The organism is Capnocytophaga sp. oral taxon 878 (assembly GCF_002999135.1).
Classification (GTDB): Bacteria; Bacteroidota; Bacteroidia; order Flavobacteriales; family Flavobacteriaceae; genus Capnocytophaga.
The window spans coordinates 2,257,530-2,283,676 of sequence record NZ_CP027229.1 but is presented as its reverse complement, the minus strand read 5'-3'; the positions used below and the strand labels follow the sequence as shown (position 1 = coordinate 2,283,676).

22 protein-coding genes are annotated in these 26,147 nt (G+C 36.9%); 21 read left to right on the top strand and 1 reads right to left on the bottom strand.

Going from position 1 to position 26,147, the window contains the following annotated elements:
* Positions 1 to 11 precede the first annotated feature (11 nt).
* Positions 12 to 1,241: a peptidoglycan DD-metalloendopeptidase family protein gene (locus C4H12_RS10350; protein WP_106098849.1), complete on the bottom strand. Its 1,230-nt coding sequence runs from the start codon at positions 1,239 to 1,241 to the stop codon at positions 12 to 14.
* Between the two features lie 685 nt (positions 1,242 to 1,926).
* On the opposite strand from C4H12_RS10350, the gene C4H12_RS10345 reads away from it, so the two are divergent.
* The 21 genes from C4H12_RS10345 (at position 1,927) to C4H12_RS10245 (ending at position 26,113) form a co-directional block, all read left to right on the top strand.
* The gene (locus tag C4H12_RS10345) at positions 1,927 to 2,166 is read left to right on the top strand and encodes a FeoA family protein (protein ID WP_106098848.1); all 240 of its coding nucleotides are present in this window, start codon (positions 1,927 to 1,929) and stop codon (positions 2,164 to 2,166) included.
* A gap of 3 nt (positions 2,167 to 2,169) precedes the next feature.
* Positions 2,170 to 4,341 (top strand): ferrous iron transport protein B, encoded by a 2,172-nt coding sequence (gene feoB, locus C4H12_RS10340; protein ID WP_106098847.1) that lies wholly within the window; start codon positions 2,170 to 2,172, stop codon positions 4,339 to 4,341.
* Positions 4,342 to 4,428: 87 nt separating this feature from the next.
* Positions 4,429 to 6,693, top strand: coding sequence for an NADP-dependent malic enzyme (locus C4H12_RS10335; RefSeq protein WP_106099479.1), 2,265 nt, complete (start codon positions 4,429 to 4,431; stop codon positions 6,691 to 6,693).
* Between the two features lie 130 nt (positions 6,694 to 6,823).
* A complete protein-coding gene (locus C4H12_RS10330; RefSeq protein ID WP_106098846.1) occupies positions 6,824 to 8,161 on the top strand; it encodes a dihydroorotase in 1,338 nt (445 codons plus the stop codon).
* Between the two features lie 4 nt (positions 8,162 to 8,165).
* Entirely contained in the window at positions 8,166 to 8,552 is a 387-nt protein-coding gene (locus tag C4H12_RS10325; RefSeq protein WP_106098845.1) for a DUF4296 domain-containing protein, read from the top strand.
* A gap of 11 nt (positions 8,553 to 8,563) precedes the next feature.
* Positions 8,564 to 9,232, top strand: coding sequence for a DUF4271 domain-containing protein (locus tag C4H12_RS10320; RefSeq protein ID WP_106098844.1), 669 nt, complete (start codon positions 8,564 to 8,566; stop codon positions 9,230 to 9,232).
* A gap of 79 nt (positions 9,233 to 9,311) precedes the next feature.
* On the top strand, positions 9,312 to 10,082 hold the full coding sequence (locus C4H12_RS10315; RefSeq protein ID WP_106098843.1) for a uroporphyrinogen-III synthase: 771 nt from the start codon (positions 9,312 to 9,314) through the stop codon (positions 10,080 to 10,082).
* A gap of 44 nt (positions 10,083 to 10,126) precedes the next feature.
* A complete protein-coding gene (locus C4H12_RS10310) occupies positions 10,127 to 11,446 on the top strand; it encodes a UDP-glucose/GDP-mannose dehydrogenase family protein (protein ID WP_106098842.1) in 1,320 nt (439 codons plus the stop codon).
* Positions 11,447 to 11,483: 37 nt separating this feature from the next.
* Positions 11,484 to 12,473, top strand: a complete 990-nt coding sequence (locus C4H12_RS10305) for an FAD-binding oxidoreductase (RefSeq protein ID WP_106098841.1) — start codon at positions 11,484 to 11,486, stop codon at positions 12,471 to 12,473.
* A gap of 36 nt (positions 12,474 to 12,509) precedes the next feature.
* Positions 12,510 to 13,283, top strand: a complete 774-nt coding sequence (gene rfbF, locus C4H12_RS10300; protein ID WP_106099478.1) for a glucose-1-phosphate cytidylyltransferase — start codon at positions 12,510 to 12,512, stop codon at positions 13,281 to 13,283.
* A complete protein-coding gene (gene rfbG, locus C4H12_RS10295; protein ID WP_106099477.1) occupies positions 13,274 to 14,341 on the top strand; it encodes a CDP-glucose 4,6-dehydratase in 1,068 nt (355 codons plus the stop codon). Before rfbF ends, rfbG begins: the two co-directional genes overlap by 10 nt.
* 29 nt (positions 14,342 to 14,370) lie before the next feature.
* Positions 14,371 to 15,684, top strand: a complete 1,314-nt coding sequence (gene rfbH / locus C4H12_RS10290) for a lipopolysaccharide biosynthesis protein RfbH (protein WP_106098840.1) — start codon at positions 14,371 to 14,373, stop codon at positions 15,682 to 15,684.
* A gap of 190 nt (positions 15,685 to 15,874) precedes the next feature.
* The gene (locus C4H12_RS10285) at positions 15,875 to 16,780 is read left to right on the top strand and encodes an NAD(P)-dependent oxidoreductase (protein ID WP_106098839.1); all 906 of its coding nucleotides are present in this window, start codon (positions 15,875 to 15,877) and stop codon (positions 16,778 to 16,780) included.
* Positions 16,777 to 18,474: a thiamine pyrophosphate-binding protein gene (locus tag C4H12_RS10280; protein WP_106098838.1), complete on the top strand. Its 1,698-nt coding sequence runs from the start codon at positions 16,777 to 16,779 to the stop codon at positions 18,472 to 18,474. Before C4H12_RS10285 ends, C4H12_RS10280 begins: the two co-directional genes overlap by 4 nt.
* Position 18,475: 1 nt before the next feature.
* A complete protein-coding gene (locus C4H12_RS10275; RefSeq protein WP_106098837.1) occupies positions 18,476 to 19,732 on the top strand; it encodes an oligosaccharide flippase family protein in 1,257 nt (418 codons plus the stop codon).
* 8 nt (positions 19,733 to 19,740) lie between these two features.
* Positions 19,741 to 20,742, top strand: a complete 1,002-nt coding sequence (locus C4H12_RS10270; RefSeq protein ID WP_106098836.1) for a glycosyltransferase family 2 protein — start codon at positions 19,741 to 19,743, stop codon at positions 20,740 to 20,742.
* A 185-nt stretch (positions 20,743 to 20,927) separates the two neighbouring features.
* Complete coding sequence (locus tag C4H12_RS10265; RefSeq protein WP_164997599.1) at positions 20,928 to 21,737, top strand: glycosyltransferase family 10 domain-containing protein; 810 nt, start codon at positions 20,928 to 20,930, stop codon at positions 21,735 to 21,737.
* 1 nt (position 21,738) lies between these two features.
* Positions 21,739 to 22,713: a glycosyltransferase family 2 protein gene (locus tag C4H12_RS10260; protein WP_106098834.1), complete on the top strand. Its 975-nt coding sequence runs from the start codon at positions 21,739 to 21,741 to the stop codon at positions 22,711 to 22,713.
* A complete protein-coding gene (gene wecB / locus C4H12_RS10255) occupies positions 22,710 to 23,825 on the top strand; it encodes a non-hydrolyzing UDP-N-acetylglucosamine 2-epimerase (protein ID WP_106098833.1) in 1,116 nt (371 codons plus the stop codon). Before C4H12_RS10260 ends, wecB begins: the two co-directional genes overlap by 4 nt.
* 6 nt (positions 23,826 to 23,831) lie before the next feature.
* A complete protein-coding gene (locus tag C4H12_RS10250; protein ID WP_106098832.1) occupies positions 23,832 to 24,929 on the top strand; it encodes a glycosyltransferase in 1,098 nt (365 codons plus the stop codon).
* Positions 24,929 to 26,113 (top strand): EpsG family protein, encoded by a 1,185-nt coding sequence (locus tag C4H12_RS10245; RefSeq protein WP_106098831.1) that lies wholly within the window; start codon positions 24,929 to 24,931, stop codon positions 26,111 to 26,113. The genes C4H12_RS10250 and C4H12_RS10245 overlap by 1 nt, the downstream gene beginning before the upstream one ends.
* The last annotated feature ends 34 nt before the right edge of the window (positions 26,114 to 26,147 follow it).

The window sequence follows — 26,147 nt, the reverse complement described above, 5'->3', positions numbered from 1 at the left end:
GGCTAAGCTACTTAATTCCCCAACTTATCCAATTGTTCTTTCAGCGGTTTGATATATTCTAAGTATTGCGCTTTAAGGTTCGCTTCTATAGGTACCGAGTCAGGCATTTTCTCCTTCAATGGGTCTACCTGCACACCATTCTTCCAGAATCTATAACACACGTGCGGTCCTGTAGCCAATCCCGTACTACCTACCAGCCCTATCACCTGTCCTTGGGCTACTCCTTGCCCTCTCTTAACCAATATTTTCGACATATGCAGGTACTGTGTTGTATAAGTGTTATTGTGTCTCACCTTCACGTAATTACCATTACCCGACCCATATCCTGCTTCTATCACCGTACCCGCAGCTGTAGTACGTATAGGGGTACCCGTAGGTGCCGCATAGTCTGTCCCAAAGTGCCCTTTCATACGGTGCAATACAGGGTGAAATCGCATACCAAATTTAGAGGTAATACGAAAAATATCCAAAGGTGCTTTCAAGAACATACGCTTCATCATATTACCATTTTCATCGTAATAACCACTACTGCCTTTTATGCTATCGGTAGTGAAGTTAAAAGCGTAATATTCCTTCCCTTCCCACTTAAAGTAAGCAGCCTTCACCTTCTCTACCCCTGCATTTATCGTATCCTCTACAAACTTCTCATCGTAAATAATCTTAAATACATCTCCTTTCTGCAAACGAAAGAAGTCTACCGTATAATCAAAAATCTGACCCAATTGGTACGTAGCCTGTTGCCCTATCCCTGCCTCTTGCGCATCCACAGTCAGGTTATTGCTTATGCTCCCCGCTACTGCTCTTTCTTTTACGCTTACTTTCCGTTGGGCAGTATACGCATATACCGAGTCTGCAAGGTGCACCACCACATAATCCACCAAGTTAGGCTGATAGATAAAACTATGAGCCGTATCTGGCGTTTTTTTGTCAAACAAAAATGCGTATGGCTTTCCAACCTGAAAGTTACGAGGGTTTATCAGTTCTTTTGTAATCTCCGCAATACGATGTATCTCAGTCGCCCCTATTTGGTGGTTTTCCAGCAGTTTCCCAAAGGTATCACCTTGTTTAAGAGTATCTCTGCTAATATTGTAATCATTTAGGTTGAAACCAAACTCATATACCGGCGGAGGGGTCTGTGTAGTAGTGTTGCTATGGGTGTTTGTTGTGTTAGTTTTTGGGTCATTACAAGCCGCAAATAGCAGCGGCATAGCCAAAAGGGAATATACAATTCTTTTTCGCATAAATTTACAGTTTTTCTATTACAAATCTACTTGTAATAAGGTTAAAAGGTCATTTAGTTTATAACAGTTTAAAGCAGACTTAGTACCTCCCTTATTTGTATAAGCAAAAGCATAAGTAACAACTTTCAGCCGCAAAATTACAAAATAATTAGTAATCAGCAATAAATAACCAACAATTATTCCCCCACACCCACTCATATCCTCCCCTTCCTACTCCTGTCTTACCTCTCACCTATCTTCTCTCCCTTCATTGCGAATAATGCAAAAATTACCTCCCCCTCCCTATCCCCTATCTCCTCCCTCCTCTTCCCTAATAATCAGCCCATTCCTCCTCCACCCTCCACCCTCTTATCTCTTATCTTTTACCTACTTTAAACGAACCTATAACGAAGGATAAACGAACTATAAACGAAGGATAAACATTACTTCCCTGATTCTCAGCCCCTTCACACCCGCTCCCTCCCATTGCCAAATCCGCAACCAAAACCCAAAAATCTTACATTTTTCTCACTCTTTTCCCCTTTTCTCCTCATTTTTCTCAATTGTCAAACACCCACCTCCCTCCTATCTCCTCCCCCCTATCTCCTATCCCCTATCTCCTATCCCCTAAAAAAAACTTGCCAATTCAATAAAAATTACTAATTTTGCTCAACTAAAAATATATTTTGAATAAACAAATACAGTTATGACACTCTCTTTGGCATCATTAGCAATAGGACAAACCGCTGTAATCGTGGGCTTTACACCCTCTTGCCCTTATGAGGTAAAACAACGCCTGCTCGATTTAGGCTTCGTACGTGGCGCCAAAATACGTATCGAAAACATCAGCCCTCTGGGCGACCCCATAGCCTACAGCATACACAACACACAAATAGCCCTACGCCATACCGATGCCCAGTGCGTACTTATTAATTGCGAGTCTTAAATTATGAATAATAACCTCTGTGATACTTGTTCCCTTAACCCCTCAGCCTCCCTCAAGCCCTTAGGCTCCGAGGTAGGTAACTATGACTATACCATCGCCCTGGCAGGCAACCCCAATACAGGTAAAAGCACCGTTTTCAATGCCCTCACAGGGCTCCGCCAGCACACAGGCAACTGGCCTGGCAAAACAGTCACTCACGCCGAAGGTAACTTCTCCTTCCACAAACAAAAATACCGAATCATCGATTTGCCCGGCACCTACTCCCTCCTCTCTACTTCCGAAGATGAAGAAGTAGCACGTGATTTTATACTCTTCGGCAAACCCGATGTAACCGTAATTGTAGTCGATGCTAGCCGCCTCGAACGCAACCTCAGCCTCGCCCTACAAATACTCGAAATTACCGATAAAGCAGTCCTATGCCTCAACCTGATGGACGAGGCTCGCCGCCATCATATCAATATCGATACCCGCACCCTCTCCCGTGATTTAGGCATACCCGTAGTAGCCACCTCAGCACGCACCAAAGAGGGTATCCCCGATTTGCTTTTGGCAATACAAGAGGTCGTAAGCGGTAAGTTCCACACCCAAAAACACAGCTACATACAGCTCCCTCACCAAAACGCCGAAGCCATAACACAACTACAAGCATTACTCGCCGAGCTCAACCCCTCTCTGCCCAACACCCGTTGGCTGGCTATGCGCCTTATCGAGGGCGACCAAAGTGTTATTCAAGGCGTCGAACAAGGAGCCTTTTCAGCAGAAAATAACCCCGAAAAGCAAGCCCGACTCCTTCGCATCGCTGCCGAGTACCACCACCTCTTGGGCGATAGCTACCGCAATAACTTAGTCGAGGCTATTTACGCTCAGGCCACCACACTCATTAACGCCTCTGTCACTACCGATTTTTCCGCACGCTCCTTCCGTATCGATAGGGCTATTGATAGAGTAGTAACTCATAAGCTATGGGGCTTCCCCATAATGTTCCTCTTGCTCTCTGCCGTCCTCTGGATTACCATTGTAGGGGCGAACTATCCATCTCAGTGGCTATCCGATTTCTTTATCACTTGGCTCTACCCATTGCTAAAGAGTGGCGCAACAGCGCTCCATTTCCCTTGGTGGCTTAGCGGCTTCCTTATCGATGGCGTTTATTTAGCTACCACTTGGGTAATTTCAGTAATGCTGCCCCCTATGGCTATCTTCTTTCCGCTTTTCACCTTGTTGGAAGATTTTGGCTACCTCCCCCGCGTAGCCTTTAATCTCGACCGACTCTTCCGCAAGGCAGGAGCGCACGGTAAGCAGGCGCTTACTATGAGTATGGGCTTTGGTTGCAATGCCGCAGGCGTAGTAGCCACCCGCATCATCAATAGCCCACGTGAGAAACTCATAGCCATCATTACCAATAACTTCTCATTGTGCAATGGGCGTTGGCCTACCCAAATTCTCATAGCCACACTTTTTATAGGGGCTTTAGTACCCAAGCAGTGGAGCAGTACCGTATCAATGCTCGCCGTAATAGCCATAGCAGTACTCGGTATTGTATTCTCTTTCTTTACATCGTGGTTATTAGGCAAAACCTTGTTAAAAGGCGAGTCCTCATTTTTTGTGTTAGAACTGCCTCCCTACCGCCCACCCCGCTTTTTCCAAACACTATATACCTCCCTTATTGATAGAACCCTCATAGTTCTATGGCGCGCCATAGTATTTGCAGCACCAGCAGGGGCAGTAATATGGTTAGTATGTAACATTCAGGTAGCAGGTCAGCCTGTAGCCCTGTGGTTCATACAAGCCTTAGATCCTATAGGGCTACTCATAGGGCTCAATGGCGTTATACTACTAGCGTATATTGTAGCCATACCCGCCAACGAAATTGTAATCCCCACCATACTGATGCTCACCACAATGGTATTAGGGCAAACAGCAGTAGGGCAGGGCGCAGGAGTCCTGATGGAAGCCAGCACAGCCCAAGTAGGCGCTTTGCTACACGCAGGCGGGTGGAGCCTCCTCACCGCCGTTAATCTAATGCTCTTTAGCCTCTTGCATAACCCCTGCAGCACTACCATCTACACTATTTATAAAGAAACAAATAGTAAGAAATGGACACTAATAGCTACCCTCTTACCCGTATTATATGGGGTAGTAGTTTGCTTCCTAATAAATTTGCTATTTCAGAAATAATTACTAATTTTGCAAAATCTAACTAAGGTAATAGCTAACAAGTAACCTATGCAGTTACTCGTTACCTCTTACTTCTTACTTAATAAAATGGATCAAAGAAAAAAAGAAGAAGCACTACATTACCATGAGTTCCCACAACCTGGTAAAATTGCTATCGTGCCTACCAAAAAGCACGCTACACAACATGATTTAGCTTTGGCCTACTCCCCTGGGGTGGCCGAACCCTGTTTGGCAATAGCCGACGATAAAAGCAATGCCTATAAATATACAGCCAAAAGTAACCTCGTAGCAGTAATCTCAAATGGTACTGCCGTTCTTGGGTTAGGTGATATAGGTGCCGATGCCTCAAAACCAGTAATGGAGGGCAAGGGATTGCTCTTTAAAATATTCGCCGGTATCGATGTATTCGATATTGAAGTCGATGCTACCGATATCGATAAGTTTGTCGAAACAGTCAAAGCCATAGCACCTACCTTCGGAGGTATTAACTTGGAAGATATCAAGGCTCCCGAAGCCTTTGAAATAGAACGCCGCCTAAAAGAAGAGTTGGACATTCCTGTAATGCACGATGATCAGCACGGTACAGCTATCATCTCTGCAGCAGCTCTTATCAACGCTCTTGAAATCGTAGGTAAGGATATCGCAAAAGCTCAAATAGTAGTCAATGGCGCTGGCGCAGCTGCTATCTCTTGCACCCGCTTATATGTAGCCTTAGGTGCCAATCCTAAGAACATAGTAATGTGCGATAGTAAAGGCGTAATACGCAAAGATGCTCCTAACCTTACTGAGCAAAAAGCCGAGTTCGCTACCGATCGTAACCTACATACCCTTGAGGAGGCTGTTAAAGGTTCCGATGTCTTCATCGGGCTCTCTAAAGGAAATGTCCTTACTCCCGAGATGCTACTCTCTATGAATAAGGACGCTATTGTTTTCGCAATGGCAAACCCTACCCCCGAAATCGATTATGATTTAGCACTCAAAACTCGTAAGGATATCATTATGGCTACAGGCCGTTCCGATTTTCCTAACCAGGTGAACAACGTTCTCGGCTTCCCTTATATTTTCCGCGGTGCGTTAGATGTACGCGCTACCAAAATTAATGAGGAAATGAAATTAGCCGCTGTACGTGCCATCGCCGATCTTGCCAAGAAAACAGTACCTCAGCAAGTAAGTTTAGTGTACGGAGGTGAAAACCTTAACTTCGGGCGCAATTATATCATCCCTAAACCTTTTGATCCCCGCCTTATTTATGAGGTACCACCTGCCGTAGCCAAAGCCGCTATCGATTCAGGAGTAGCTCAAAAACCTATTACCGATTGGGAGGCGTACAAAGGCGAACTTATGGATAGAATAGGCGTAGGCAGCAAAGAAATACGTCTATTGCAAGATCGTGCTAAGCGCAATCCAAAACGCGTAGTATTTGCCGAAGCCGATCAGCTCGAAGTGCTTAAAGCAGCGCAACGCATCTATGAAGATGGTATAGGTATACCAGTCCTCTTAGGTAATAAAGATGTTATCAAAGCCTTAAAATATGAAATAGGCTTTACTGGCAGGGTAGATGTAATCGATCCTAAAAGCGATGCCGAGCGTGGCCGCCGTGAGCAGTTCGTACAGCATTACTGGAAATTACGCGAACGCCGCGGAGTTACCTATGAAGTAGCCGAACGCCTAATGCGTGAACGTAATTACTTCGGTACTATGTTGGTCGAAACAGGTCAAGCCGATGCTATGATTACAGGCTATTCACACGCATACCCCAATGCCATACGCCCAGTGCTCGAAATCATTGAAAAAGATAAAGGAGTAGATCGCATCGCTGCTACCAGCATAATGCTTAGCAAGCAAGGTCCTATTTTCTTATCCGATGCTACTATTAATATCGATCCTACTGCTGCCGATTTGGCTAATATAGCCCTACTCACAGCCCGCGCCGTGAAGTTCTTCGGTTTAGAACCTTCAGTAGCTATGTTGTCATACTCCAACTTTGGCTCAGCAGTATCCGATAGTACGCTCAAAGTACGTCAGGCAGTAGCATACTTGCATAAGCACCACCCCGAATTAGTAGTCGATGGTGAAATACAAGCCGATTTTGCTCTTAACCCTGATAAGATAGCTAAAAACTATCCGTTCTCTAAGCTTAATAACGGCAAAGGAGCCAATGTGTTAGTATTCCCTAACCTCGAGGCAGCCAACATTAGCTATAAGCTCTTGAAGGAAACTCAGCATTTGGATACCATAGGCCCTGTAATATTAGGTTTAAGTAAGCCTATCCACATCACAACCATAGGTTCTACCGTTGATGAGATGGTGAATTTAGCCACCCTTGCTGTTATCGATGCACAAGGCGTCTAAATAGAATTACAAGGCAATCCGCCTATATAGCAATAACACTTTGCCAATCATATTAGGATTGGCAAAGTTTTTTGTTTTTGTAGGTTAATGAATAATTTGTAATTTTGCAGCGAGAATAAAATCAAGCCTAATGAAAACCCTTATCAAAAACGCAATCATCGTAAACGAAAATACCCTCTTTCAAGGCGACCTCCTCATTGAGGGCGAACGCATTGCACAAATAGACTCTCACATTACTCCCAAAGGAAATTACGAGGTGATAGAAGCCGAAGGCAAGTATCTCATCCCTGGAGTGATTGATGATCAAGTGCACTTCCGCGAACCTGGGCTTACTCACAAAGCTACTATAGCTACCGAAAGCAGGGCTGCGGTAGCCGGCGGGGTTACTACCTTTTTTGAGCAACCTAACACCGTACCCCAAACCGTAACAATTCCGCTTTTGGAAGAGAAATTTGCAATTGCCAAACAATCATCGTTTGCCAACTATTCTTTCTTTTTAGGAGGCACGAACGACAACCTTGAAGAACTGAAACGCTTAGATAAAAACGCTTGTGCAGGGGTAAAACTCTTCTTAGGTTCTTCCACAGGAAATATGCTCGTAGACAACGAGAAAACCATAGAAGCTATTTTCAATAATGTAGATTTGGTCATCGCTGCTCATTGTGAAGATGAAGCAACTATTCGCAAAAACTTAGCCCACTATCAAGAATTGTATGGTGATGATATCCCTATTGCTATGCATCCTCATATCCGCAGTGCTGAGGCTTGCTATCTATCCTCTTCACGCGCCATTGCTCTGGCTGAAAAAACCGGCGCACGCTTGCACGTGTTCCACCTTTCAACAGCTAAGGAAACCGACCTTTTCCGCAATGATATGCCACTAAAAGATAAGAAAATCACCGCTGAGGTGTGTGTGCATCACTTGTGGTTTTCCGAAGAAGATTACGCTACTCGTGGGGCTTTCATCAAATGGAATCCGGCAGTAAAAACAGCCGATGACCGCACAGCACTGTGGCAAGCCCTCTTAGACGACCGCCTAGATGTGATTGCTACCGATCACGCGCCTCACACCCTCGAAGAAAAACAGCGCAAGGGCTATGTCAATATCCCTTCAGGGGCGCCTTTGGTACAGCATTCGCTTGTGGCTATGCTCGAAAAATCCTACGAAGGTAGTATTTCTATCGAAAAAATAGTAGAGAAAATGTGTCATAATCCTGCAATCCTTTTTCAGGTAAAAGACCGTGGGTTCTTGCGTGAAGGTTATTACGCCGATCTTGTGCTAGTGGATCTGGATACCCAATGGACAGTGCAGAAAAACAATCTGCTCTACAAATGTGGCTGGAGTCCGCTTGAAGGGCAACAGTTCCATAGTAAGATAGTAAGCACCTTTGTGAATGGTAGTTTAGTATATCATCAAGGCAAAATATTAGAACCTAATAAAGGGCAACGCGTAACATTCAACAGATAAAACAATGAAAAAAATCACTTATATTATAATCTTATTACTAATTTTTACAGCTTGTAGGCAGAATATAGTCCCCAAGCCTAAAAACTTTCTTGATGAACAGCAGATGGAAAATTTGTTGTACGATATGGCAATATTAGAAACAATGAAAAACTCACACGCACATCTGTTGGACTCATTGCAATTCAATCCACAAGAGTTTATTTACCAAAAATACCATACCGATAGTATTTCGCTCTCACAAAATATGATATATTATGCCTCCTATCCTAAGGAGTATGATGATATAGTGCAAAAAGTAGAAAAACGACTAAATGCTCAGCGTGATAGTATGAGTAAGGCATCAGCCTTGCCTTCACAATCTTTAGGACAGCAACTTGAATCTATAAAATAATTAATAATACTTTGGAAGTCATCCCCCTACAACATACTTACATTAATTGGATATTCCCAGCCTTCTTGCTCATTTTTGGGTTATTTGCTTTTTTGCGTGTGTTTTATCCCAAGCACTTTTCCGATTATACTCGCTTATTAGTAAATGATAAGTATATTATTATTTATGGCAAGAAAGAACGTAAGTTACACCTGTTTACTATAGTACTCTATTTGCTGCAAAGTCTCTGTTTGGCACTACTTGTATATGTAGGGTTAAAGCATTTTGGTGTTACTCAGTTGTTCACCGAAAAATATATGTTTTTAGAAATAGAGCTTGTAGTTATGGCTATACTTTTATTAAAGCTTATATTACAACAGTCAATAAGCAGTTTGTTTAGCCTAACCGACTTTAGTAAGGATTATATTTTCACTCGTATAGCCTACTCATCCTATGCAGCTATCTTTGTTTTGCTGCTCCTTTTCTTAGGTATTTATACCTTCGGGATGACAAAACCTTTCCTATCCCTTCTCTTTTTAACACTTCTGATAATCAATGCGTTAAGCTGGTTAAAGATTATTAAAAACAATCTAAAGCAAATAAAACCCTACTTATTCTATTTTATTTTGTATCTTTGCGCCCTTGAAATAGCACCCTATATATATCTCATTTACATTGGGAAGCACCTGCTTAGTACATAGTAAAGACCAAAGTAAGAGGTAATTTTTTTCTCATAAATCGAGTAAGAGATTTTAGGAAGTGTAAAGAATAATATTAAGTATGAAAGTAAAAACGATATTAGTTTCGCAACCAGAACCAAAGGCCGAAAACTCACCTTACACTCAAATCATTGAAAACCACAATGTAAAAGTCGATTTTGTGCCTTTCATCAAGGTAGAAGGAATGACTGCAAAAGATATTCGTATGCAAAAAATTGACCTCACGAAATTTACTGCTATCATCCTCACTAGCCGCAAATCAGTCGATCATTATTTTCGTATAGCCGATGAAATGCGCTTTAAAGTACCCGATACTATGAAGTACTTCTGCCAGTCCGAAGCTATTGCTTTCTACTTGCAGAAATACATCACCTACCGCAAGCGCAAGATATATGTAGGGAAAAAAGAATTCAATGATCTTTTACCAATCCTGAAAAAGTATAAAGACGAAAAATTTCTCTTTCCGGGCTCCGATTCTCCTAAGCCCGAGGCCTCAGCAGCTCTTGATGCTCTCAAAATAAAGTGGGAACGAGTAGTGTTTTACCGCACTGTTTATTGTGATATTTCAGCATTAAAACAGCATAAGTATGATATACTTACATTCTTTTCACCAGCTGGTATCGAGGCTCTTTTTAAAAGTTTCCCTGATTTTAGTCAACAAAAAACCAAAATAGCAGTTTATGGCGATGCTACCCTTAAGGCCGCCGAAGAAGCAGGCTTAATAATAGATATTAAAGCTCCTTCTCCTGATAGTCCTTCAATGACTGTAGCTCTTGACCATTATTTATTGAAAACGAACGCTAAAAAGCAATTGAAAAATTTGGAGGTATAGAATTTATTACCTACTTTTGTCAAAAATACAAGAAAAAAAACAGAGTGAGAATTACAATTATTGGTACTGGTTATGTAGGCTTAGTGTCAGGTACTTGTTTTGCCGAAGTTGGCAACAAGGTAACTTGTGTAGATGTAAACACACAGAAGATAGAGAAACTTAAGCAGGGTATTGTACCTATCTATGAACCTGGATTGGAAGAAATGGTATTGAATAATGTAACTCATAAAAATTTATTTTTCACTACCAATCTTACTGAAGCTATTAAAGATGCTGAGGTGGTATTCATAGCAGTAGGCACTCCAATGGGTGATGATGGTTCAGCCGATTTGCAATATGTATTATCTGTATCACAAGGTATAGGTGAAGCTATGCAAGGAGAGTTGATAATAGTAGATAAATCAACAGTACCAGTAGGCACAGCTGATAAAGTGCGAGCTACAGTGCAAGCAGCTTTGGATAAGCGAGGAGTGCAATACGAATTTCATATAGTATCTAATCCAGAGTTCTTAAAAGAAGGCAAAGCTATTCAGGACTTTTTAAAACCTGATCGTGTAGTAATAGGAGCTGATAACCAGTATGCCTTTAGCAAGATGAAAGAATTGTACTCATCTTTTTTCTTACAGCATGAACGTTTTATTACTATGGATATTCGTTCTGCTGAAATGACTAAATATGCAGCCAATGCTATGCTCGCCACTAAGATTTCATTTATGAATGAGATAGCCAATATCTGTGAACGAGTAGGCGCAGATGTGAATAAGGTTCGCATTGGTATAGGTTCTGATAGTCGTATAGGCTATAGCTTTATTTATCCTGGTTGTGGATATGGAGGCTCTTGTTTTCCTAAAGATGTATTAGCTCTTAAAAAATTAGCAGAAGAAGTTGGTTATAAAGCGGAACTTATAGAGTCAGTAGATAATGTAAACAATCGTCAGAAGTACGTTATAGCTCAAAAGGTGATAAAACGATATGGTGAAGACCTTACAGGCAAGACTTTTGCTATTTGGGGCTTATCATTCAAACCTGAAACTGACGATATGCGTGAAGCACCTTCTATCTATATCATCAAAGAATTAGTAAAACGAGGAGCTACCATACAAGCCTACGACCCTAAAGCAGTGCACGAGGCAAAGGTATGTTACCTAAAAGATATACCCATAACTTATGTAGATAGTAAGTACGAAGCCCTAAAAGGAGCAGATGCTTTGCTACTACTAACTGAATGGAAAGAGTTTCGTGCCCCTGACTTTGAAGAAATGGCTAAACAGCTTAAACAAAAAATTATCTTTGATGGGCGTAATCAATACAATGCTTTTGCATTACCAAATAAGGGCTGGGAATATCTGCAGATAGGGGTTTAGTTCAAGAATAAAACATTAAATAAAAGTTTTTAAAGAGTTGAAAAAACACACTATACATCTAAAAAACAATATAACTTATACTTGTGATGAGAACACCTCTTTACTAAAAGCTGCTTTAGATAATGATATTAGTTTAGAGTATTCTTGTTTTGAAGCACGTTGTAGAAGCTGTAAAGTGAAAGTACTTGAAGGAAAAGTAGAAAACCTCCAAGAAGAAAAGGTGCTTACCGCTGAAGAGAAAGTAGCAGGCTATGTACTTTCGTGCAATGTAGTACCCCGTTCAGACATAAGATTAGATATAGAAGATTTGGGTGTAAAACTACCTGCCTCTCAAGTGAGCCCTTGCAAAATAAGTAATATTACTCATATTAATGGTAATATTGTAGAGGTAGTGTTGCGTTTGCCTCCTAAGGTAGATTTTCAGTTTTTAGCGGGGCAATATGTAGATATTATCAGAAATGGACATAAGCGCAGCTATTCTATTAGCCATAGTCAGTATGAAAGCAACCAGCTGAAACTCTTTATTCGCAATTATGAAGGGGGACTATTTAGCAACTATTGGTTTAATGAGGCTAAGCCTAATGATTTGCTTAGAGTAGAGGGACCTTTGGGCACTTTCTTTTACCGGCATAATGAAGTATGCACCGATATTGTATTATTAGCTACAGGTACTGGTATTGCACCTATAAAAGCCATTTTAGAACAGCTGCAAGCTAGTCCGGAATTATTAGTTAATAAAAAAGTGTGGCTTTTGTGGGGAGGAAGAAAAAAAGAAGACTTATTTTGGAAGCCTGATTTTACCTTTGCTCATTTTGAATATATACCAGTATTGACTCGTGAGGACGATTGGCAAGGAGCAAAAGGGTATGTGCAAGAGATAGCTTCAGCACAGGCTATCAGTTGGCCTACAGCGCAAGTGTATGCTTGTGGTAGTGAGGCAATGATACAAAGCGCTCAGGAACTTCTCACTAAACAAGGATTGAAAGGAGAGAATTTTTTCGCTGATGCATTTGTTGCAGGCAAATAAGTGATTAATTTTCAAGCAATAAGTAGATTAATTTTTATGAAAGCAGTAATTTTAGCAGGTGGTCTCGGCACACGATTGAGTGAGGAAACAGCCTTGAGACCTAAACCAATGGTAGAAATAGGAGGAATGCCTATCTTATGGCATATTCTCAAAATATATTCGCACTACGGCATTAATGAGTTTATCATTTGTTGTGGTTATAAGGGCTATATCATCAAGGAATATTTTGCTAATTATTTTTTACATCAATCGGATATTACTTTTGATATGGCAAATAATGAGATGCACGTACACCAAAAACGCGCTGAACCTTGGAAAGTTACTCTTATTGATACAGGAGAGCACTCTATGACGGGAGGGCGCCTTAAACGTGTTTTGCCATATATTGAAAACGAAGAAGCTTTTTGCTTTACTTATGGCGACGGAGTAGCTGATATTGATATTGCTAAATTAGTAGCTTTTCATAAAGCTCACGGTAAGGAGGCAACTCTTACAGGAGTCTATCCCCCAGGTAGATTTGGAGCTTTGGATATAGTAAATAATCAGATTATGAAGTTCCAAGAAAAGCCGAAAGGAGATGGAGCGCTTATTAATGGAGGGTTCTTTGTACTATCACCTAAAGTAATAGAGCGCATAAAAGGAGATAGCACTATTTGGGAACAAGAACCGCTAAAAGGCTTAGCCACAGACGGACAGTTGATGTGTTATAAGCACGAAGGTTTTTGGCAACCAATGGATACGCTCCGTGATAAAACGCTTTTGGAAGAATTATGGCAAAACAACAAAGCACCTTGGAAGGTATGGCAATAGGAAAAGTAGATACTCATTTTTGGAAAGGTAAGCGTGTATTTATCACAGGGCATACGGGCTTTAAAGGTTCGTGGCTATCGCTGTGGCTACAACAGATGGGTGCTGAAGTAAAAGGATTTTCTTTAAATCCACCTACAAATCCGTCTCTTTTTGTTGAGGCTAAAGTAGCACAGCAGATGCAGAGTGAGATAGGTGATATTCGTGATTTCAGCAAACTCTCGGAGAGCATACATACTTTTAACCCCGATATATTGCTACACTTAGCAGCACAGCCTTTGGTAAGGCTTTCGTATAAAGAGCCTATTGAGACTTATAGCACTAACGTGATGGGGACTGTGAATGTGCTTGAAGCTTCGCGCTATGCCTCGCACTTAAGAGCGATAGTAGTAATTACTACTGACAAATGTTATGAAAACCGCGAATGGGAATGGGGCTATCGTGAAAACGAACCTATGGGCGGACACGATCCTTATAGCAATAGTAAAGGTTGTGCTGAATTGGTAGTTTCGGCTTACCAACGGTCGTTTTTTCACACCCCCGATACAGCAGCTGTAGCCTCGGCACGTGCAGGTAATGTGATAGGTGGTGGAGACTGGGCTGAAGATAGATTGATACCCGATATTCTGCGCGCTTTTGAGAAACAGCAATCGGTAATTATTCGCAATCCGCTATCTACTCGTCCGTGGCAACACGTATTAGAACCTCTTTCAGGCTACTTAGTGCTAGCACAACGCTTGTGGCAAGACGGGAAGGCCTTTGCTGAAGGTTGGAATTTTGGGCCTAAAGACGATGACTGCCAACCTGTGCAGTGGATACTTGATAAGATGGTACATTTCTGGGGAGATGGAGCGCACTATGAAATAGACAAGAGTGAACAACCCCACGAAGCTAACTTTCTAAAACTTGACTGTTCGAAAGCTGCAATGCGCCTAAAATGGCACCCTAAATGGCGATTAGAGCAAACTTTGGAGCAAATAGTGCATTGGCACCGTGCGTGGCTAGAAGGAGATGATATGCAAGCAAAATGTTTGCAAGAAATAGAGAAATATAACAATTAGAACTAACAACAAAAAACACTATAATATAAATGACTTTAGACACCATTAGGCAAGAAATAGCTGAATTAGTTGAAAAATACGCCCAAGAGGCTTACAAACCGAAACCTTTTGAGGGGGGTACTACTGTTATACCGCCTTCAGGTAAGGTATTAGGAGCCCAAGAACTAAAAAATATGGTAGATGCCTCGCTTGATGCTTGGCTTACCACAGGACGTTTTAACCGTGCTTTCGAAGAAAAATTGGCTGCCTTTTTAGGGGTAAAATACTGTATCACGGTAAATTCTGGTTCTTCAGCTAACTTAGTAGCCTTTAGTGCACTTACTTCACCTAAATTAGGCGAACGTGCTATTAAAAAAGGTGATGAGGTAATAGGTGTAGCGGCAGGCTTCCCTACTACGGTGAACCCTATAATTCAGTTTGGGGCTATACCAGTATTTGTAGATGTAGACTTACACACACATAATGTAAATGCTGACCTTATAGAACAAGCTATTACCCCTAAAACAAAGGCGATAATGCTCGCCCATACCTTAGGGAACCCTTTCAACTTAGAGAAAATAAAAGCCCTTTGTGAGAAATATAACCTTTGGCTTGTAGAAGATTGCTGCGATGCTTTGGGTGCTACCTATAACGGACAAAAAGTAGGTACTTTTGGCGATATTGCTACCCTGAGTTTCTATCCAGCTCACCATATCACAATGGGTGAAGGAGGAGCCGTATTTACTAACAATGCGGAGCTAAAGACTATAGCTGAGTCTTTCCGCGATTGGGGACGTGATTGCTATTGCGCACCAGGGAAAGATAATACTTGCAACTGCCGTTTTTCGCAACAACACGGCGATTTGCCTTTTGGTTACGATCATAAATATGTGTATTCGCACTTAGGTTACAACCTAAAAATCAGTGATATGCAAGCAGCCTGCGGCTTGGCTCAGTTAGACCGAGTAGAGGAGTTTATAGAAAAACGCCGTAAGAATTTTGCTTATCTAAAAAATAGATTGCAAACACTTACTGATTTTTTATATCTGCCAGAGCCAACCCCCAATAGTGACCCTTCGTGGTTTGGGTTCCCTATTACCCTTAAAGAAGACGCAGGTACCGCACGTGTAGATTTGCTCCGTTTTTTAGACCAACAGAAAATAGGCACACGCCTGCTCTTTGCTGGTAACCTTATCAAGCAACCTTATTTCCAAGGAGTAGAATACCGCGTCGTAGGCGACCTTACTAATACTGATATTACAATGAATCAAACCTTTTGGGTAGGTATCTATCCCGCCTTAGGTGAGGAAGAATTAGATTACATAGCGGAACAATTAGAGGAATATTTCGGAGTAAATTTCTAACTTTAGCACAAATAAGTAGAACTGATAAATCGGTTTCTTTACAATATCGACCCTATCAGCGCAAGCTGAAAACATTCGTGCCAATTCTTACAATTCGTAGGCAAAACCCCATCAGCGCAAGCTGAAAATATGCCTTTCGTGGGAGCTTTCAATCCTACATAAAGCAAGAATTTGAAATAGCAATATAATTATGACAATACTTTTAACGGGCGCAACAGGATTCCTCGGCAGTCATTTGCTAAAAACTTTGGTAAACAAAGGCTATAAGGTAGTAGTACTCAAACGATCTACCTCCGATATGTGGCGTTTAAAAGGTTTTGAAAACACCTTTAAAAGCTATGATATAGATCGTATGCCCTTGCAAACGGCTTTTGAAGAACAACCTATAGATATTGTTATTCATACGGCTTGGGCAGGAGTAGCTTCAACTGACAGAGGTAATTGGGAAATACAAATGGAAAACTTTTATTTCTCTAAAAAACTGATAGACTTATCTGTATTATTTAATATAAAGAAAATAATTTGTCTTGGTTCTCAAGCAGAATACGGAAATTATAATGAAAAGGTAAATGAAGATTTTTTACCTACTCCCATAGGTGCCTATGCCTCTGTAAAACTATTTACATCTCATTATCTCAGAAATATAGCTCAGGAGAATCATATAAGCTGGTATTGGATAAGGGTTTTTTCGATAATAGGTGAAAATGAGACCCAATCTTGGTTACTCTCTCAAGTGATAAAGAGTTTATTAGTAAACAACAGTATTGAACTTACAGAGGGAGAACAGTTTTATGATTATATGTATGTAGCTGATTTTGTTGCAGCAATAGAAAAGATACTTAATAAACATAGAGATGATTCAGGAGTTTATAATTTATGTACGGGAGTTCCAATAAAAATAAGAGATTTATTGTGTTTAATAGCTGATAAATTAGAGAAAGATAAACAATTATTGAAATTTGGAGCAATTGCTTATAGACCAAATCAAAATATGTTTATGGTAGGGAATCCTCATAAATTTGAGAAAACTTTTGGAATTCATAATTTACAACCTTTGTCAATTATAATAGATAAAATTATAAACTCATATATATGAAAGTAACTCAGTATATAGCAAGATTTCTGAAAGAAAAAGGTATTCATACTGTCTTTGAACTACAAGGAGGAATGATTACTCGCATTATAGATGCCCTTAATCAGGAAGGGGGTATAGACATAGTGAGTATGCATCACGAACAAGCTGCTGCAATGGCTGCAGACGCTTATGGAAGAATTAAAAATAAGCCAGGAGTAGCATTAGCTACAAGTGGCCCTGGAGCAACAAATCTTCTTACAGGGATTGGTAATTGTTTTTTTGACTCTGTGCCAGCTATTTTTATAACGGGGCAGGTAAATACAAATGAACAAAAAGGAGATAAATCTACTCGACAAATAGGATTCCAAGAAACAGACATAGTGGCAATGGCAGAAGCTATTACAAAGAAGGCTTACGCTATAAAGACAAAAGATGAAATACCTAATGTTTTTGAAGAAGCTTATCAGATAGCTATGTCAGGCAGACCAGGCCCTGTGTTAATTGATATCCCTATGAATATCCAAAATCAAGAAATAGAAGATGCTCTTGTGGAGAAACCTTTTCTTGAGAAAAATCCTACTACTTGTGATGATTTTATAAATAAATATATAGATGCATTAAAGGTCAGTAAAAAGCCTCTTTTATTAATAGGAAGAGGGATTCGTGCAGCACAAGCGTCAGAGCTTTTTAAAAATTTTATTGCTAAGTTTCAAATTCCTGTAGTAACATCATTACTAGGAGTAGATGTTTTACCTTATACTCACCTTCTTAGAGTTGGTTTTATAGGTACTTATGGAAACCGATGGGCTAATTATGCTTTAGGAAGTTCGGATGTATTATTAGTGCTTGGTAGTCGCATAGATTTAAGGCAAACAGGAGCGGATATAGAAGCTTTTAGACAAGGGAAACAAATATTTCACGTAGATATAGATTCTGCTGAACTAAATAATAGGTTTACAGATACTATAACTCTTAATACTGATTTGGTAACTTTTTTTGAAGAAGTACAAAAAATAGATTATTCTTATTGTTTACCTATAGATTGGAATGCAGAAATCAAAGAAAAAAGAGAGGCATATAATGATATCTTAGAGTTGAAAAATGTGAAAGATATAAACCCTAATATCTTTATGCATCAACTTTCAAAAGCCTCTTTTAAAGCTAAGGGTTTCACTACCGATGTAGGTAATAACCAAATGTGGAGTGCACAATCATTAGAACTCAATGGAGACCAACTGTTTCTTTCTTCAGGAGGAATGGGAGCAATGGGATATTCTTTACCAGCAGCAATAGGAGCCTCTGTAGCACTAAATAAGCAACCTATGGTATGTATTTCTGGCGATGGAGGTTTTCAAATAAATATTCAAGAATTAGAAACAGTAAAGCGGAATAATTTACCTATTAAAATAGTTATATTGAACAATCATTGCTTAGGGATGATTAGACAATTTCAGGATAGTTATTTTGAAAGTCGTTACCAATCTACTGTTTGGGGATATAGTGCGCCCGATTTTACAGCCATAGCTCGCGCTTATGGCATAGATAGCTTTTCAATAGAAAATGAAGAAGATATTAATATAGGATTAAATAGAATGTGGGAAGATGCCAATGCTCCATTTTTATTAAATGTAAATATTAATATACACACAAATGTATATCCTAAAATGTTGTTTGGAAATCCTTTAACTAAGATGGAACCTTTTTTAGAATCGTAAAATGCAAAAACATATTACATTAGCTTTTGATATGATTAAACGTAATAAAAAAATAACTGAGAATTATTTTTTTATGACTTTAATATTAATTCTAAATTCTTTTTTTGCACTACTTATTTATCCTTATTTAATACGTACTTTAGGGGCTGAATCTTATGGGATATATGTATTTGCTTCTTCTATTGCAAACTATTTTATTTGTCTGGTAGGTTTTGGTTTTGACATGTATGGAGCACGGCTTATTGCAGAGAATCCTTTTTCAATAGAGAATAAGTCACAAGTATTATCCAATATTTTTACAACAAAAATCTATTTAGAACTCATTGCAATATTTTTATTTACAATAACACTATTTGTATTTCCTATACTGCAACTTCATCTTTGGGTTTATATAGTATGTTTTGCTACTACTTTGCTAAATATTCTTTTTCCTACTTGGTATTTTCAAGGAGTGCAAAAAATGAGAGTAGTAAGTTATATACAGCTGTTTTTTAAACTATTATCATTGCCATTTATATTTGTATGGGTGAAAACTCCAGAAGACCTTTTGCTATTTGCTAGTATAATGACAGGTTCATCATTATTAGGAGCTATATATGCTTTTGTTCATCTATTTATTTTTGAAAAAATAGAGATTAAATGGGCTAGTTTTAACTATGTTTTAAAATATATACATACCTCTCAGTATTTTTTTTATACTAATTTTCTAAACATAATGAAAACTCAGGCTCTCAATTTAATCGTAGGAGCTCACTTTGGGATGAGAGATTTGGCAATTTATGATTTAGCAAATAAAATCATCCAAATTCCTTTGATACTTTTAACAAGTATTAATAGTGCTCTTTTCCCTAAAGTAGTTTTGAACTTTAATCATTTGTTATTAAAAAGAATTATATTAATAGAGCGTATTATAGGAGTTTTAGCAATGTTAGGAATAGCTTCTTTAGCAAAGATTGCTATTTCTATTTTAGGAGGAGAAAAAATGGAGGATGCTTATTGGATAGCAGTTATTTTGAGTTTTACAATATTTGCTTTTTTACAAACGGGATGTTATATAGCACTTATACTAATTCCAAAACATAAAGATAATTATGTGCTAAAAGATTTGGTAGTCTCTTTTATAAGTTTGATGTTCTTTATTTCTATAGGTATATCAGTTTCAAATCATATTTTAGTATTACCTATAGCTTTTTCTCTTTCAGCACTTGTAGAGATATTGTATTTGAGAAGTGTTACGAAAAAAGTATTAGTAGAATAAAAGAAAATATGAAATATAACGAAATTATAAAAATACCTTCAATTCTAATTAAAGAAGGAGAAGTTCCTGAAGGAACAAAATATACTATTGCTATTCCCACCTACAAGAGAGCCAATTTATTAAAGGAGGCTATTGATAGTTGCCTAGCACAGAAAACATCTATTCCTTTTGTTATAATGGTAGTTGATAACAATCCTGAACGCAATTGTGAAACAGAGCAGCTGATCCAAAGTTATAAAGTATCTAATCTTTTGTATTATAAGAATGCTAAAAATATAGGAGCATCAGGTAATTGGAATAAACTATTTCATTTAGCTATTACTGATTATGTAGTAATGCTTCATGATGATGATTTGCTATATAATGATTATATAGAAAAAATAGATAGAATTATTTGTCTTTATAAGGGAAGCGTAGATGTTATTTATCCAGCAATAGAGATATTTACTCAAAATAAGAATTCTTTTGAAAGACAAAAAAAAGGAGCTATTAGAGCTATGAGACTACATTCGTATGATTTTCAATTTGGAAATGCTTGTAATATTGTAGGTGTTTGTTTTTCAAGAAAAAGTATTATAGAAGAAAATGGATTTGATGATTTCTTTTATCCTTCTTTAGATTATCAAATGCATGTGAGATTAGCAAAAAAAAATAAGCTAATTAAGCTCTTTGGTATTCCATTAGTATTATATAGAATTTTAGAGAATGACAGCTTAAAACTATCTACAATGATAGAGGTAGCAAAAAAAGATAAAGAAATCATAGAGTCAATAATAGATAAATATCCCACTTGGTATAAAAAACTCTTTATTTCTTTTTTTAAAGCTTACCCTAAGTATTTGCTTTTAGCATTAAAAAATAAACTGTCTTTTCCTGATCAGGAGTTAGAGCAAAAAATAATTGAATATTCAAAAAATGTAACATTAGTAGATATGCTCATATTAAGAATAATGACTCAGTTTAAGGCAAGATGTATGCATCTTTTTAGAACAAGAACTTTGATAAAATAGATTATGTTATGAAAACACTAAACTATTTCTTAGAACAATATAAGGTATATAGGAGTAAAGGGAATCCTAAGCTATATAATTTTTTTTCACTTCCAGAAGAATTGAATTGGTTTTATCACTTTATGAGAAATAGAGGGATACAAACTCCTATTAATATGTTCTCAGTATATGGTAATAGAAAACTAATGAAGTTTATAAAAGGTAAAAAAGTGTTCTATTCAGGAGAATATTTACAGGAGATGACTATTAATAATCAATGGAGAGCTTTTGCTGATCATTGTGTAAATGAAGTAGATTTAGCTTTGGGGTTTGATTATATAGACCATCCTAACTATTTGCGTTTTCCTATATGGCTGCTTTTTTTTATACATCCACAAGCTTCTTTTAAAGACATTAAACAAAAAATAGAACTTATTAATAATCCCGCTTATAGATTAAATATAAAGAAGACAGCTTTTACTTGCTTAATATCACGTCATGACACGAATGGCATTCGTAGAAAAATAGTAAATGGATTTAATGAAGTAGATATTATAACTTGTGCAGGTAAGTTTATGAATAATTCTGATGAATTAATAAATTTGGAAAAGCAGCTACCAAGAAATTATAAAAAAGGGGAGTTTAGTTTTGATGTTTTTTACACACTAAAAAAAGATTATTTAAAAAAATTTAAGTTTAATATTTGTGCTGAAAATGCAAGTAGTAGGGGGTATATTTCGGAAAAACTCTTTGATGCTATAGAAAGTGGTTGTATTCCTATTTATTGGGGGGGAGGTGATAAAAAAGAATTTGTAGAACCTGATATTATTAATCCTGATGCTTTCTTATATTATGAGGAAGGAAAAGAAGATGAGTTGATAGAACAGGTAAAAAAACTCAATAGTGATAAAAAAGAATATGAATCTTTTATGAGTATACCTCCTTTTCAAGGAACAGCCGCAGAAGCTATTTGGACTATGTTACAAGAGTTTGAAAACAGATTAAAAAACTTATAAAATGCAGTTTTCTATTGTTATACCTGTATATAATGTAGCTCCTTACTTACATGAGTGTATAAATTCTGTATTGACACAGAACTTTACAGATTATGAAATTATCTTGGTAGACGACGGCTCTACCGATAATTCTCCTATTATTTGTGATGAATATGCTGGAAAGTATAGTCAAATAAAAGTAATACATAAAACTAATGGAGGACTTTCTGATGCTCGTAATTTTGGCATAAGAAAAGCTCAAGGAAATTATCTAATGTTTTTAGATAGTGATGACTTTTGGAAAGGGAAAAATGTTTTATCAGAAATTCATGATATTATTAGAGAAAATAATCCTGACATAATAATCCATGAGTTGAGCAGTTTTTATGATTTAGAAAAAATTATTCCGAGAAAATTTAAAGATGAAGGAGTACAAAAAAAATCTTATGATTTTAAAAGAGATCTAAAAGGTTTAGTAAATAATGACATTTATTATGCAACAGCTTGTAATAAAGTTATAAAGACATCTATTGTAAAAGAAAATAATATTGAATTTCCTAAAGGGAAATTACATGAGGATGTTGTTTGGTGTGCTGATATTATTCATTATATAAACAATTATGCTCTTTATTCTAACCCTTTTTATTATTATAGAAAAGAGAGAGAAGGATCTTTAACTGTCCAGATTAGACCTAAAAATATTATTGATTTAATAGATATAATCTCTGAAAAAGAGCCTCTTTTGTCTAAAATTAATGGAGGATTATCTTATCTATCTTATAACTATTATATCTACCTTAACAGTGTAAATCTCTTAGAGGAAAAACAAAAAGAAAAATACTTAAAAAAACTTATTGAACTAGACTATTTATTAGACTATTACCCAAAAAATATTTTATCTTTTAAAGGGAAAATACGATTATGGTTTTATAAGCTGTTTGGCATAAGACACGCTGGGTTAATAGAATATAACATTAGAAAATTTCTAAACAGATGACACAAAAATTTCTTTTCATATTTGGTACGCGTCCAGAAGCTATTAAAATGGTTCCTCTTATAAAAGCTTTTCAAAAAGAAACTGCTTTTGAAACAAAGGTATGTATAACTGCTCAGCATCGTGAGATGTTGGATCAAGTGTTGGATTTTTTTGAGATAAAAGCTGATTACGACCTCAATGTGATGAAGCCTAATCAGAACTTGTATACACTTACTGCTACAATTATTACAGAACTAAAAGCTGTTTTAGAGGATTGTAGCCCTAACTATATATTCGTACACGGCGATACCACTACCACTATGGCGGCGAGTATTGCAGGCTTTTATGCGGGTGCTAAAGTATGCCATATAGAAGCAGGACTTAGAACCTTTAATAAATACGCTCCTTTCCCTGAGGAGATCAACCGAAAAGTAACAGGAACTATAGCTGATTTTCATTTTGCTCCTACTCAGCAAGCAAAGCAAAACTTACTAAGAGAAGGGGTAGATGAAAAAAATATTTTAGTAACAGGTAACACAGTAATAGATGCACTTTTAGAAAGTTCTAAAAGAGTTGTAAATCTACAAGATAAGGAGATTGACTTTTTGAAGGAAATAGTAGATAAAACTAAAAAACTAATTTTAGTAACAGGGCATAGGCGTGAAAATCAAGGCGAAGGCTTTATACATATCTGTGAGGCTTTGAAAAAGATAGCATTGGGGAACCCTAATGCACAGATAGTGTACCCTGTACATTTAAATCCTAATGTAAAAGAGCCTGTTTATCGCATATTATCAGGGATTGATAATGTAAAACTCATAGCTCCATTAGCTTATCCTGCTTTTGTCTGGCTGATGAATCAGTCCTATCTTATCATTACGGATAGTGGTGGCGTACAAGAGGAAGCTCCTAGCTTAGGCAAACCTGTGTTGGTAATGCGTGACACTACCGAGCGTCCTGAAGCAGTAAGTGCAGGTACCGTTATTTTGGTAGGCACAAATGAGCAAAAAATAGTAGATGAATGTGAACAACTACTTAACGACCAAGAGAAATACTCAAAAATGAGTGCTTTACACAACCCTTATGGCGATGGTAAGGCTTGTGAACGAATAGTAGAATTTTTTAAGAAATAATAAATTATGGGAGGTGTTATTTTTTTGAGGAGTCAAATTCCTAATGCTGATTCTCGTTTGCAACGTTATGTAGATATTATAAAAGAAAAGAAGATTCCTTATTTGATAACAGCATGGAATAGAGAAAATAAGAAAATAGAGGAAGAGGAGAACTCTATTTTATACACTAGGAGAACTCCTATTGGAGGAGGTGTTTCAAATATATTTTCATTAATTCTGTGGAATCTATTTTTATTTCGCATATTGTGGAAAAACAGGAAAAACTATATTATTATTCATAGTATAGATTTTGACACTTGTATTCCTGCTTATATTATAGCTAAGATTTTTAGGAAAAAGTTTATTTTTGATGTATATGATAAATATACAGATGCAAGAAACACTCCTTCCTTGGTGGCTTTTTTCATCAACAAAATTGAAAAATATAGCTGTATACATTGTGATAAACTTATTCTACCAGATGAATGTCGTATAAAACAATTGAATATTTCTCCTAATAAAGAAAGAATATTTATTATAGAAAATGTACCTTATACACAATTTAATTTAGCTACTAAGGAAATTAGAAAAGATAATTTAGTTTTCTCTTATGTAGGTATTTTAGAAGAAAGAAATAGAGGAATTGAGAATTTGTTAAATGCAGTGGCTCAGATCCCTTCTGTAAAGTTGTATATAGCAGGAGGAGGAAAAATAGAGTCTCTTGTAAAAGAAAAAGCAGAGAAATACCCTAATATCATATTTTATGGGCAAGTATCTTCACAAAAAGCTTTAGAAATATTGTCTAAAAGTGACATTATAGTTGGGATGTATTACAAAACTATTAAGAATCATCTATATGCTTCTCCTAATAAATATTTTGAACATTTGTTCTTAGGGAAAGTACTTCTCACTACAGAAGGCACTCCCCCTGGGTACAAAGTACAAAAATATAGTACAGGTTTTGCTATAGGAGAAACAGAGAAAGACATATTAGATTTTATAAAGAATATAGATATTGATACAATTAAGCGGTACTCTATAAATGCAAAAAAAATATGGGTAGAGAAGTATAATAACTATCAAGAAAGACTAAAAGAAACATATTCAAATCTACTGAGAAGTTAATGAGAATAGAATTGCTAAATAAAAGAAAAAAAATAATCTTCTTTATGGGACTATTGTCTCCATTACTGTTCTTACCTTTTTCTCCTATGATAAGTTTTTTACTTTCTGTTTTTGTACTGTTGTTTTACTCTCCATTTTTGGAAAGATATAATAGAGTTTTACTAACAGTTATAGGTTTTTTCTCTTTGATTTACATTTTTGGCTCAAGATTATATATAGGAGAATTTCAAGCAGATTTAACAGCATATTATAATGCTTTTTTAATTATAGAAAAGAAACCTTTAGAGGATGTTATTTTTGGGTTCTTAATATTTGGTGGAGGATTAGAATTTGGGATTGTTTTGCTATATAAGTTATATTCTATAATTTTTTCTAGCCTTACAGCTATAGATTTGTCTATATATAATAAAATTATCTGTTCTGCAGGATTAATTATATGGTACGAATATTTTGGGCAAAGAAAAATACCACAAAAATATAAAGGAGCTTGTATAGCATTTATTTTGATGTTTGTTTCAGTAACTACGTTTGGTTATTTACAACGGCAAGCTCTTGCTACTGTATTTATTCTATTTGCTTTGGAAATGAAAAGAAAAAGATATTTTTTACTTTTTTTTCTAATAGCTTGTATTTTTCATTTAACAAGTTTGCCTATCATTATTATATGGAAATATTTGATATCAAAAAAAACTACTATAAAAATTATATTAAAAAGTTTTGTAGCCCTAGTTTCTATAAGAATAGCTTTTACAACATTAATTTTATTAGCAGTGCCATTGGGTATTAATAAGTTTTTATTTTATGCAGAAGAAATAGGTTTTAATATTATTTCTTATCGTTTTCTTGTATTATTATTTTTATTATTACTTGCTAATTTGTTATATATAAAAGATAATTCATCTAAATGGAAGACTCCTATCATAGTGTTATGTTTACTACACTTTATTTTTTTAGGAGTTCCAATGCTTGCTGAGCGTATTAACTTTATTTTTTTGTTTTTATACGGATATTTCTTATTTATAACACTTTACAAGAAATTTCTTAAGCTATTAGTTATTTCACTAATAATTTATTCATTTTATTTTACATTAGAAAAAGTGAATATAATAACTATGCCAATAGATGCTTTTTGGTCTCGCTATCCAATATTTTCATTTGAACCTTTTTACTATTTCAATTATTGATGAGAAGAATTATTATATTAAATAACACCGCCCA

Excerpts from the sequence above, each read along its gene's own strand:
- wecB (WP_106098833.1), top strand. The coding sequence starts at position 22,710 with ATGACACAAAAATTTCTTTTCATATTTGGTACGCGTCCAGAAGCTATT.
- C4H12_RS10285 (WP_106098839.1), top strand. The coding sequence starts at position 15,875 with ATGACAATACTTTTAACGGGCGCAACAGGATTCCTCGGCAGTCATTTG.
- C4H12_RS10325 (WP_106098845.1), top strand. The coding sequence starts at position 8,166 with ATGAAAAAAATCACTTATATTATAATCTTATTACTAATTTTTACAGCT.
- C4H12_RS10345 (WP_106098848.1), top strand. The coding sequence starts at position 1,927 with ATGACACTCTCTTTGGCATCATTAGCAATAGGACAAACCGCTGTAATC.
- rfbG (WP_106099477.1), top strand. The coding sequence starts at position 13,274 with ATGGCAATAGGAAAAGTAGATACTCATTTTTGGAAAGGTAAGCGTGTA.
- C4H12_RS10270 (WP_106098836.1), top strand. The coding sequence starts at position 19,741 with ATGAAATATAACGAAATTATAAAAATACCTTCAATTCTAATTAAAGAA.
- feoB (WP_106098847.1), top strand. The coding sequence starts at position 2,170 with ATGAATAATAACCTCTGTGATACTTGTTCCCTTAACCCCTCAGCCTCC.
- C4H12_RS10245 (WP_106098831.1), top strand. The coding sequence starts at position 24,929 with ATGAGAATAGAATTGCTAAATAAAAGAAAAAAAATAATCTTCTTTATG.
- C4H12_RS10250 (WP_106098832.1), top strand. The coding sequence starts at position 23,832 with ATGGGAGGTGTTATTTTTTTGAGGAGTCAAATTCCTAATGCTGATTCT.
- C4H12_RS10280 (WP_106098838.1), top strand. The coding sequence starts at position 16,777 with ATGAAAGTAACTCAGTATATAGCAAGATTTCTGAAAGAAAAAGGTATT.
- C4H12_RS10260 (WP_106098834.1), top strand. The coding sequence starts at position 21,739 with ATGCAGTTTTCTATTGTTATACCTGTATATAATGTAGCTCCTTACTTA.
- C4H12_RS10330 (WP_106098846.1), top strand. The coding sequence starts at position 6,824 with ATGAAAACCCTTATCAAAAACGCAATCATCGTAAACGAAAATACCCTC.
- C4H12_RS10350 (WP_106098849.1), bottom strand. The coding sequence starts at position 1,241 with ATGCGAAAAAGAATTGTATATTCCCTTTTGGCTATGCCGCTGCTATTT.
- C4H12_RS10275 (WP_106098837.1), top strand. The coding sequence starts at position 18,476 with ATGCAAAAACATATTACATTAGCTTTTGATATGATTAAACGTAATAAA.
- C4H12_RS10315 (WP_106098843.1), top strand. The coding sequence starts at position 9,312 with ATGAAAGTAAAAACGATATTAGTTTCGCAACCAGAACCAAAGGCCGAA.
- C4H12_RS10265 (WP_164997599.1), top strand. The coding sequence starts at position 20,928 with ATGAAGTTTATAAAAGGTAAAAAAGTGTTCTATTCAGGAGAATATTTA.
- C4H12_RS10335 (WP_106099479.1), top strand. The coding sequence starts at position 4,429 with ATGGATCAAAGAAAAAAAGAAGAAGCACTACATTACCATGAGTTCCCA.
- rfbF (WP_106099478.1), top strand. The coding sequence starts at position 12,510 with ATGAAAGCAGTAATTTTAGCAGGTGGTCTCGGCACACGATTGAGTGAG.
- rfbH (WP_106098840.1), top strand. The coding sequence starts at position 14,371 with ATGACTTTAGACACCATTAGGCAAGAAATAGCTGAATTAGTTGAAAAA.